The organism is Pseudomonas sp. UBA7530 (assembly GCF_002479365.1).
GTDB lineage: Bacteria > Pseudomonadota > Gammaproteobacteria > Pseudomonadales > Pseudomonadaceae > Aquipseudomonas.
Window position 1 is genome coordinate 117264 of sequence record NZ_DLMS01000010.1, and the last position, 9749, is coordinate 127012.

Below are 9749 nucleotides of genomic sequence, written 5' to 3' on the forward strand. Positions count from 1 at the left end.
GCTTTCGTTAGTCATTGCACAAACCTGTGGGAGCGGACTTGTTCGCGAAGTTCGCGGCAGACGCCTCGTCACGGTTGTTCCCATTGCTACGAACCCGCTATGCCATCTCCTGACCGGCCCGCAAACGGGCCGGAAGGTGACTCATCCGTCTATGGAGATGATCATGAAAAGCACCATCTTGCGTTTTGGCCTGACCGCGTTGTTCGCCGCCTGGCTGCCCACTGCCGTACATGCCGCACCCCCAAAGGAAGTGCGCCTCGACTACGCCTTCTATTCACCGGAAAGCCTGGTGATCAAGCACAACGGCTGGCTGGAGAAAGACTTCGCCGCCACCGGCACCGACGTGCGCTGGGTGCTGTCGCGCGGTAGTAACAACTCCTTGGAATTCCTCAACAGTGGCGCGTCCGACTTCGCCCTGACGTCGAGCATTTCCGCCTTCGTCAGCCGTACCAACGGCCAGCCGGTCAAGGCCATCTACAACTATCTGTGGTCCGTGCCCAGCGCCATCGTCGTGCAGGCTGCCGCGCCCTATCAGAACCTGCATGACCTGCGTGGCAAGCAGGTTGCCGCGACCAAGGGCACCGATCCCTACTTTTTCTTGTTGCGTGCCCTGGCAGCGCAAGACCTCAAGCCCGCGGACGTGAAGATCGTTCACCTGCAGCACCCTGAAGGTCGCACCGCACTCGAGCAGGGTCGTGTCGATGCCTGGGCTGGGCTCGATCCGCACATGGCCGGTGCCCAGCTGGCCGGTGCGCGTTTCGTCTATGAAAACGCCGAGTTCGGCCTGGGGGCGTTTCTCAACACCCATGAGCGCTTTCTCGCCGAGCAGCCGGAAGCGGTTGCCACCGTGGTCAAGGCCTACGAACGTGCGCGGCGCTGGATCATCGGCAATCCCGAAGCGGCGGCGCAGCTGGTGTCGGTTGAAACCCAGCTGCCAGTCGAGGTGATTCGCCTGCAGCTGGGCCGCTATGACTTCACCAGGCCCTTGCCGGGCGATGCGCATCTGGATGCCATCAAGCCGGTCATTCCGCTGCTGGTGGCCGATGGTGTACTCCGCCGCAATGCCGATACCGAGGCGGCCTTGCAGACATTGATCGACGCACGCATAGCCCAGGGCGTGATCGAGGCCGCCGATGAGTCGCGCTGAATCTCTGGTCCAGACGCCGTCTCGCGCAGCCTGGCGCGAATGGCTGCCGGGGCTGGCAAGCCTTCGCGGCTGGGCGCTGCCGTTGCTCCTGCTGGCGGTCTTGGAGTCTGTGGTGCGCCTGGGCTGGATTCCCGCCTATCTGATGCCGGCCCCCAGCGAGTTGGTGCTGACCCTTTGGGAACTGGCGGACGGGCCATTGTGGACGCACATTCTCGCCAGTTCTCTGCGGGTAGTGGCGGGCTTCGCCATCGGCGCCTCGCTGGCACTGGTGCTCGGATCGCTGGTGGGCCTGAGCCGGCGTTTGGAGGCTTACCTCGACCCCACCTTCCAGGCCTTGCGGGCGGTGCCTGGGCTGGCCTGGGTGCCGTTGCTGCTAATCTGGCTGGGCATCGACGAAACATCGAAGGTCACCCTGATCGCCATCGGTTCGTTCTTCCCGGTCTATCTCAACCTAGTGGCGGGTATCCGCAACGTCGACCGCAAGCTGGTCGAGGTGGGCGAGTTACATGGGCTGCCACGAGTAACCACGGTGCGGCGCATCTTCGTGCCGGCGGCGCAGCCCTATCTGTTCACCGGCTTGCGCGCCGGGCTATCCATGGCCTGGTTGTGCGTCGTCGCGGCAGAATTGCTGGCCGCGACCGAAGGCATCGGCTATCTGCTCACCGATGGTCGCGAAGTCTCGCGCCCTGACCTAGTGCTGGTGGCGATCATTACCCTGGCGGTGATGGGCAAGCTGAGCGACAGCCTGCTCAAGACCCTGGAAACCCGTGCGCTGGCCTGGCGGGACAACTATGAGGGGGATCGATGATGAGCGCTCTGATCGAGCTGCGCCGGGTCAGCAAGACCTTCGGGGCGGCGCGTGTGCTTGACGAAGTGAGTCTGAGCCTGGCCGCTGGCGAAGTGGTCAGCCTGCTCGGCCCTTCCGGTTGCGGCAAGAGCACCCTGCTGCGCATCGCTGCCGGGCTGGATCAGGATTACCAAGGCGGGCTGGAACTCAACCCGCTGCTCCACTTCGGGCGTGGCAGCGGCATCGGCGTGGTGTTCCAGGAACCCCGGCTGATGCCCTGGCTCAGCGTGGCGCAGAACGTCGGCTTCGCCGATGGCTGGGTGGCCGACGACCAGTGGGTTGAACAATTGCTCCGCGACGTCGGCTTGCATGGGCGTGGCGACGCGTTGCCCAAACACTTATCCGGCGGCCAGGCCCAGCGTGTGGCCATCGCCCGCGCCCTGTACGGCAAACCGCAGGTACTGCTGCTGGATGAGCCTTTCAGCGCGGTGGACGCCTTCACCCGCATGAAACTGCAGGATCTTGTGGTGGAGCTGGCCGCCCGCTACGAGATCGCCGTGCTGCTGGTCACCCATGACCTCGACGAAGCCTTCTACCTCAGCGACCGCGTGCTGATCCTTGGCGGCACACCAAGCCGCCTGCAACGCGAACTGGCCGTACCCCTGGCTCGCCCCCGCGACCGCCGCTCGGCGGAACTGGCCTACCTGCGCGGCGAGGCGCTGACCGAGCTGTACCAGTCGCACGCGCTGTAAACGAACTCTTCAAGGTGGAGTACTTTTTCGGGCCGTTAGGCCCGATTTTTTGTTCGTGGAGGAAATGCTATTCGTAGGGGCCGGTTTGCTGGCGATCAGCTTCGAATGGACGCTACGAGTGAGCCGATTCGCTGTAGCCCGGATGAAATCCGGGGATTTGCCTGGAGGCGGGGGCATTCAATTTGAGAGGGTATTGGGGGACGGACCACAATTTAATAGTTAATTAATCGTGGTCTGTCCCCAATTGTTCTCCGATCCAGACTTTCCCAAACCCACCCACAAATTCTGTGAGCACCACTGTGGATAACCTTTGCAAAAGCCCTTCGCGCCTAGCATTCAAGCGGGCCTCGGCGGGCCGCTCAACTTTTGCTCAATGACGCTTTGCTGGCGTTATCGCCAGACGGAATATCGCCTCTAATCAATCACTTGGCTTGGTTTTTCAACAGCGGTGCGGGGCGAGGGCGTGCTGCCGGGTGTCGTACACAAAATCTGGGGAAAGTGCTGTGGGTAAGATGCGGGAAAACTCCTCCAGGCCAGGTGGAGCAAGGGCTGCGCTTGGCTGGTGATTTTTCGTGCGATGTCGTGCTGCTGTCATCTTTCGTGGCTATAGTGGCCGGTCGATTGCAGTCGCTGGAGCCCTTTTATGTCCGACTCGCTTGAACGTCCCGCCACGGTTAGTTTGCTGCAGGCTTTCTGGTTCTGGTTGAAGCTGGGGCTGATCAGTTTCGGCGGGCCGGCGGGGCAGATTTCGATCATGCATCAGGAGCTGGTGGAGAAGCGTCGCTGGCTGTCCGAACGGCGTTTTCTGCATGCGCTGAACTACTGCATGATGCTGCCCGGGCCGGAGGCGCAGCAGTTGGCCACTTATATCGGCTGGCTGATGCACCGCACCTGGGGCGGGGTGATCGCCGGGGCATTGTTCGTGCTGCCGTCGCTGCTGATTCTGGTCGTGCTGTCGTGGATCTATCTGGTATTCGGCGATGTGCCGCTGGTGGCGGGGATCTTCTATGGCATCAAGCCGGCGGTGACTGCCATCGTGATGCAGGCGGCCTGGCGCATTGGCGGGCGGGTGTTGAAGAACGCCTGGCTGTGGGCCATCGCGGCGGCGGCCTTCGTCGCTATTTTCGCATTGCAGTTGCCGTTCCCGCTGATCGTGCTGGGCGCCGCGCTGATTGGTTATATCGGCGGGCGGCTGGCGCCACAGCACTTTGCGTTCGGCGCCGGGCATGGTGAAGCGGGTGGGGCGCATGCGCCGGCGTTGATCGATGACGAGACGCGCCTGGCGCACACGCATTTTCGTTCCAGCCGGTTAGCGCTGATTCTGCTTGTCGGCGTGGTGCTCTGGCTACTGCCGATGTGCCTGCTGACCCTGGCATTTGGCTGGCAGGGCACGCTGACGCAGATGGGCTGGTTCTTCACCAAGGCGGCGCTGCTGACCTTCGGCGGCGCCTACGCGGTGCTGCCCTATGTGTACCAGGGCGCCATCGACCACTACGGCTGGCTGACGCCCCGGCAGATGATCGATGGCCTGGCGTTGGGCGAGACAACGCCGGGGCCGTTGATCATGGTGGTGGCGTTCGTCGCGTTCGTCGGTGCCTATGGCCAGCCGGTGTTCGGTGGCGATTCGGCCTTCGCCAGTGGCGCGCTGGCGGCCTGCCTGGTCACCTGGTTCACCTTTCTGCCGTCGTTCTTGTTCATTCTCGCCGGCGGGCCGCTGGTGGAGTCGACTCATGGTCAATTGAAGTTCACCGCGCCGCTGACCGGCATCACTGCGGCGGTGGTCGGGGTGATTCTCAACCTGGCGTTGTTCTTCGGTTATCACGTGCTCTGGCCGCAGGGTTTTGCCGGTACGTTCGATTGGCTGTCGGCGTTGATTACCCTCGGGGCGGGCGTGGCGTTGCTGGGCTTCAAGCGTGGGGTGATCGAGACTCTGCTGGCTTGTGCCCTGGTTGGCTTGCTGGTGCAATGGTTGGTTTGAGTCCGACTGGAGAGGCCGATGCAACGGCTAACGCTGGAGCGCCAGCAGGTCTGGGTGTATCTGGCCGGCATCATCCTGGGTTTGCTGCTGGGCACCCTGTGGCCAGGTATCGACCACATCAGCGACTGGCTGTTATGGCCGGCGCTGATGCTGTTGCTGTTCGCCACCTTCGTGCAGGTGCCGCTGCTGCATCTGCGCGAGGCGTTTAGCGACCACCGTTTCGTTCTCGCGGTGTTGCTGGGCAATTTCGTCCTGTTGCCACTGCTGGTGTGGGGCCTGTTGCAGTGGCTGCCGGACGATTCGGCGCTGCGCCTGGGCGTGCTGTTGGTGCTGCTGGTGCCCTGCACCGACTGGTTCATCACTTTCAGCCAGTTGGGCGGTGGCAACGTGCCGCGCGCCATCGCCATCACGCCGCTGAACCTGCTTGTGCAATTGCTCCTGCTGCCGCTGTACCTGTGGCTGATGGCCGACGCGCAGTTCGCCACGACGCTGGGCCTGGCTGATGTCTGGCCGGCTGTGCTGGTGGTTTTGCTGCCGCTGCTGCTGGCGCCGCCAACCCAACGCTGGATCGAGGCGCGCGCCGAGCGTGAGCGGGTGCGCGATCACCTGGCCTGGTGGCCGATTCCGTTGCTGGGGCTGGTGCTGCTGTTGATCGCCGCCGCCCAGGTGGGAGTGGCGCGTTCGGCGCTGGAGTTGTTGCCCGTGCTGCTGCCGTTATTCGCGGGCTTCCTGATGCTGGCGGCGCTGCTGGCCAAGGCGCTGGCCGTGCTGCTGGGTCTGCCGCGTGAGCAGGGGCGTACTCTGGCGTTCAGCATGGGCACGCGCAATTCCTTCGTCATGCTGCCTTTTGCCGTGGCGTTGCCCGCGGGCTGGGAGTTGGTGGCCCTGGTGATCGTGTTGCAGTCGCTGGTGGAGCTGTTCGGCATGCTGCTGTATCTATGGGTATTGCCGCGTTATCTATTCAGGTGACGCGGCAGGCCGCGCACCCATGACGGCCGGCCTCCAGCCGCTCCAATACGCTTTCTTTACGCCCCGGTCACGGGGCGCCAATCGATTTTTTACGGCCAGCCTTTCGACAATGCTCGCGAGCGGATTCCTCGCATCGTGGAGCTTTGTAAATGAACGCAATCGATGGTGTGTCGCTGGTCCTGGTGGTCGGCCTCTTCGCCTACCTGCTGTCGGTCCTGCTGACCGCCGGACGTGGTTGAGGAGGCGGCCATGCACGACTACGACTGGCTGCTGCTGGCGGCCTTTTCCCTGCTGGTGCTGGCACCGGCACCCTTTCTCGGGCGCTACTTCTATCGCGTGATGGAGGGCCAGCGCACCTGGCTCAGCCCGTTGCTGCAGCCGCTGGAGCGCCTGTGCTATCGCGTGGCCGGCGTCGACCCGCAGCAGGAGCAAAGCTGGCGCGGCTACGCGCTGGCGCTGCTGGTCTTCAGCCTGGTCTGCCTGCTGGGGCTGATGAGCATTCTGCTGTTGCAGGGCGCTTTGCCGCTCAACCCGCAGCAGGTGGCCGGGATGAGCCTACCCCTGGCGTTCAATACGGCGGTGAGTTTCGTCACCAACACCAACTGGCAGGCCTACAGCGGCGAGGCGCAGCTCAGCTACTTCAGCCAGATGCTCGGCCTTGGCGTGCAGAACTTCGTCAGCCCGGCGGTGGGCGTGGCGGTGCTGGTGGTGCTGTGCCGGGGTTTGGCGCGGCAGTCCAGCGACCGCCTGGGCAACTTCTGGGTCGATATCACTCGCGCCGTGCTCTACGGCCTGTTGCCGCTGTGCCTGGTGCTGGCCGTGCTGCTGGTGTGGCAGGGCGTGCCGCAGAACTTCAGCGATTACGTGTCCGCCACCACTCTGCAGGGCAGCGAGCAGAGCCTGCCGATGGGGCCGGCGGCCAGCCAGATCGCCATCAAGCAACTGGGCACCAACGGCGGCGGCTTTTTCGGCGTCAACTCGGCGCATCCGTTCGAGAACCCTACGGCGCTTAGCAACCTGCTGGAGCTGGCGTCGATCCTGCTGATCCCGGCGGCGCTGGTGTTCACCTTCGGCCACTACGTGCGTGACCTGCGCCAGAGCCGGGCGATCCTCGCCAGCATGCTGCTGCTGTTCGTCATCGGCCTGGGTGTCTGCGCCTGTGCGGAGTTGCAGCCGAACCCGGCGCTGGCCGGGCTGCCTATCGAGCAGGTCGGCTCGCTGGAGGGCAAGGAGGCGCGCTTCGGCAGCTTCGCTTCGGCGCTCTGGGCGACCACCACCACGGCGGCGTCCAACGGCTCGGTCAACTCAATGCACGACAGCTTCAGTGCCTTGGGTGGGCTGGTGCCGCTGGTGAACATGCTGCTCGGCGAGATCGTCTTCGGCGGCGTCGGCGCCGGCCTCTACGGCATGCTGCTGTTCGTGCTGATCGCGGTTTTCCTCGCCGGGCTGATGATCGGCCGCACCCCGGCCTACCTGGGCAAGAAACTGGAAGCCCGCGAGGTACGCCTGATGGTCGCCACGCTGCTGGTGATGCCGGTCGGCGTGCTGATATTCGGCGCCCTGGCGGTGAGTTTCGCCGGGCCGGCGGCGTCCATCGGCAATCCCGGTCCGCACGGCTTCAGCCAGGCGCTGTACGCCTACGGTTCGGCCACCGGAAACAACGGCTCGGCCTTCGCCGGCTTCGGCGCCGACACGCCCTACCACGACCTGATGCTCGGCCTGGCCATGCTGCTCGGGCGCTTCGGCTACATCTTGCCGGTGCTGGCGATCGCCGGCAGCCTGGCGGCCAAGCGGGCCGCGCCGCAGGGGCAGAACAGCTTCCCCACCCATGGGCCGCTGTTCGTCGTGCTGCTGACCTTGACCATCCTCCTGGCGGGTGGCCTGACCTTCATGCCGGCGCTGGCCCTGGGCCCGCTGGCCGAACACCTGGCGTTCTGAAGGAGAGACCGTGATGAATGCCCCCGTAACGGCGCAACGCAGCGCCCAATCGTCCAGCAGCCAGCCGCAGACCGGCCTCGGCGCGCTGTGGCGCCCGGCCCTCAAGCAGACCTTCGTCAAGCTCGACCCGCGCCAACTGTTGCGCTCGCCAGTGATGCTGGTGGTGGAGCTGACAGCGCTGGTCACCAGCGTGCTGTGCTTTGTCCCCAACCCTGCAGTAAGCAATGCCTTAGGCGTGCAGATCGCCCTGTGGCTGTGGTTCACCGTGCTCTTCGCCAACTTCGCCGAGGCCCTGGCCGAGGGCCGTGGCAAGGCCCGCGCCGACAGCCTCAAGTCCGGCAGCCAGGGCCTGATGGCGCGCAAGCAGGTCGGCGCGCAGTTCCAGTCCGTACCGGCCAGCAGCCTGCGCAAGGGCGATGTGGTGCGGGTCGAGGCCGGCGAGCTGATCCCCGGCGACGGCGAGGTGATCGAAGGGGTGGCGGCGGTCAACGAGGCGGCGATTACCGGCGAGTCCGCGCCGGTGATCCGCGAGTCCGGCGGCGACCGCTCGGCGGTCACCGGCAATACCCGGCTGGTGTCGGACTGGCTGCTGGTGCGCATCAGCGCCAACCCCGGCGACTCCACCCTCGACCGCATGATCGCCCTGGTCGAAGGCGCGCGCCGGCAGAAGACGCCCAACGAGGTAGCGCTGGATATCCTGCTGATCGGCCTGACCCTGATCTTCCTGCTGGTGGTGGCCACGCTGCAACCGTTCGCCCGTTTTGCCGGTGGCGACCTGCCGTTGATCTACCTGGCGGCGCTGCTGGTGACGCTGATCCCCACCACCATCGGCGGCCTGCTCTCGGCCATCGGCATCGCCGGCATGGATCGCCTGGTGCGCCTCAACGTCATCGCCAAGTCCGGCCGCGCCGTTGAGGCCGCCGGCGACGTGCACACCCTGCTGCTGGACAAGACCGGCACCATCACCTTCGGCAACCGTCGCTGCAGCGCCATGGTCAAGGCGCCGGGCGTCATCACGCTGGAGCTGGCCGAGGCTGCGCTGCTGGCCTCGCAGGGTGACGACACGCCGGAGGGCAAGTCCATCGTCGAATACCTGGCGGCGCTGCACCCGATGGAGGTGCCCGAGCGCAGCGGCATGACCCTGATCGCCTTCAGCGCCGAGACGCGCCTGTCCGGCGCTGATGTTGGTGGTGTGGCCTACCGCAAGGGCGCGGTGGATGCGGTGCTGGCCTACCTCGGCCTGGGCCGTGATGAGCTGCCGGCGCCTCTGGCGCGCGAGGTGGAGAAGATCGCCCAGAGCGGCGGCACGCCGCTGCTGGTGGCCGGGGACGGGCGCCTGCTCGGCGCCATCCACCTCAAGGACGTGGTCAAGCCGGGCATCCGCGAGCGCTTCGCCGAATTACGTGCCATGGGCATCCGCACCGTGATGGTGACCGGTGACAACCCGCTGACCGCAGCCGCTATCGCCGCCGAGGCCGGTGTCGACGACGTGATCGCCGAAGCCACGCCGGAGAAGAAGCTCTCACGCATCCGTGCCGAGCAGGCCGAAGGCAAGCTGGTGGCCATGTGCGGCGATGGCGCCAACGACGCCCCGGCGCTGGCCCAGGCCGACGTCGGGCTGGCCATGAACGACGGCACCCAGGCCGCCCGCGAGGCTGCCAACCTGGTGGATCTGGACAGCGACCCGACCAAGCTGATCGACGTGGTGCAGGTGGGCAAGGAACTGCTGGTGACCCGTGGCGCGCTGACCACCTTCTCGGTGGCCAACGACGTGGCCAAGTACTTCGCAATCCTCCCGGCGCTGTTCGCCGGCATCTACCCACAGCTTGGCGCGCTCAACCTGATGCAGCTGCACGGCCCGCAGAGCGCGATCCTCTCGGCCATCGTGTTCAACGCCCTGATCATCGTCGCGCTGATCCCGCTGGCGCTGCGCGGCGTGCGCATCCAGGCGCTGGACGCCGGCCAGTTGCTGCGGCGCAACCTGCTGATCTACGGCCTCGGTGGGCTGCTCGCGCCCTTCGTCGGCATCAAGCTGCTCGACCTGCTGCTGGTGGGGTTGGGCTGGGTGTAGTTCACGCACGGCCTGCTCCCTCTCCCATTTATGGGAGAGGGCTGGGGAGAGGGTAGGCCACTCGGTATTACTGGATAGCCCCTCTCCCCCGCCCCTCTCCCGCAAGC

General features: G+C 65.4%; 8 protein-coding genes. All 8 read left to right on the top strand.

The window, feature by feature from the left end; translation table 11 throughout:
- Positions 1 to 163 precede the first annotated feature (163 nt).
- A complete protein-coding gene (locus B2U07_RS13790) occupies positions 164 to 1147 on the top strand; it encodes an aliphatic sulfonate ABC transporter substrate-binding protein (RefSeq protein ID WP_275547715.1) in 984 nt (327 codons plus the stop codon).
- On the top strand, positions 1134 to 1955 hold the full coding sequence (locus B2U07_RS13795) for an ABC transporter permease (protein ID WP_275547714.1): 822 nt from the start codon (positions 1134 to 1136) through the stop codon (positions 1953 to 1955). Before B2U07_RS13790 ends, B2U07_RS13795 begins: the two co-directional genes overlap by 14 nt.
- Positions 1955 to 2686 carry an ABC transporter ATP-binding protein gene (locus B2U07_RS13800; protein ID WP_275547713.1) on the top strand — a complete coding sequence of 244 codons (732 nt, stop codon included), beginning with the start codon at positions 1955 to 1957 and terminating at the stop codon, positions 2684 to 2686. Before B2U07_RS13795 ends, B2U07_RS13800 begins: the two co-directional genes overlap by 1 nt.
- A gap of 643 nt (positions 2687 to 3329) precedes the next feature.
- Positions 3330 to 4664 (top strand): chromate efflux transporter, encoded by a 1335-nt coding sequence (gene chrA / locus B2U07_RS13805; protein ID WP_275547712.1) that lies wholly within the window; start codon positions 3330 to 3332, stop codon positions 4662 to 4664.
- Between the two features lie 18 nt (positions 4665 to 4682).
- Positions 4683 to 5633, top strand: a complete 951-nt coding sequence (locus B2U07_RS13810) for a bile acid:sodium symporter (RefSeq protein ID WP_275547711.1) — start codon at positions 4683 to 4685, stop codon at positions 5631 to 5633.
- 149 nt (positions 5634 to 5782) lie between these two features.
- Positions 5783 to 5872 carry a K(+)-transporting ATPase subunit F gene (locus B2U07_RS13815; protein WP_275547710.1) on the top strand — a complete coding sequence of 30 codons (90 nt, stop codon included), beginning with the start codon at positions 5783 to 5785 and terminating at the stop codon, positions 5870 to 5872.
- A 10-nt stretch (positions 5873 to 5882) separates the two neighbouring features.
- Positions 5883 to 7571, top strand: coding sequence for a potassium-transporting ATPase subunit KdpA (gene kdpA, locus B2U07_RS13820; protein WP_275547709.1), 1689 nt, complete (start codon positions 5883 to 5885; stop codon positions 7569 to 7571).
- 13 nt (positions 7572 to 7584) lie between these two features.
- The gene (gene kdpB, locus B2U07_RS13825; RefSeq protein ID WP_275547708.1) at positions 7585 to 9642 is read left to right on the top strand and encodes a potassium-transporting ATPase subunit KdpB; all 2058 of its coding nucleotides are present in this window, start codon (positions 7585 to 7587) and stop codon (positions 9640 to 9642) included.
- The last annotated feature ends 107 nt before the right edge of the window (positions 9643 to 9749 follow it).

Coding starts and splice junctions, on each gene's coding strand:
- B2U07_RS13790 (WP_275547715.1), top strand. CDS start 164: ATGAAAAGCACCATCTTGCGTTTTGGCCTGACCGCGTTGTTCGCCGCC.
- B2U07_RS13815 (WP_275547710.1), top strand. CDS start 5,783: ATGAACGCAATCGATGGTGTGTCGCTGGTCCTGGTGGTCGGCCTCTTC.
- kdpA (WP_275547709.1), top strand. CDS start 5,883: ATGCACGACTACGACTGGCTGCTGCTGGCGGCCTTTTCCCTGCTGGTG.
- chrA (WP_275547712.1), top strand. CDS start 3,330: ATGTCCGACTCGCTTGAACGTCCCGCCACGGTTAGTTTGCTGCAGGCT.
- kdpB (WP_275547708.1), top strand. CDS start 7,585: ATGAATGCCCCCGTAACGGCGCAACGCAGCGCCCAATCGTCCAGCAGC.
- B2U07_RS13795 (WP_275547714.1), top strand. CDS start 1,134: ATGAGTCGCGCTGAATCTCTGGTCCAGACGCCGTCTCGCGCAGCCTGG.
- B2U07_RS13810 (WP_275547711.1), top strand. CDS start 4,683: ATGCAACGGCTAACGCTGGAGCGCCAGCAGGTCTGGGTGTATCTGGCC.
- B2U07_RS13800 (WP_275547713.1), top strand. CDS start 1,955: ATGAGCGCTCTGATCGAGCTGCGCCGGGTCAGCAAGACCTTCGGGGCG.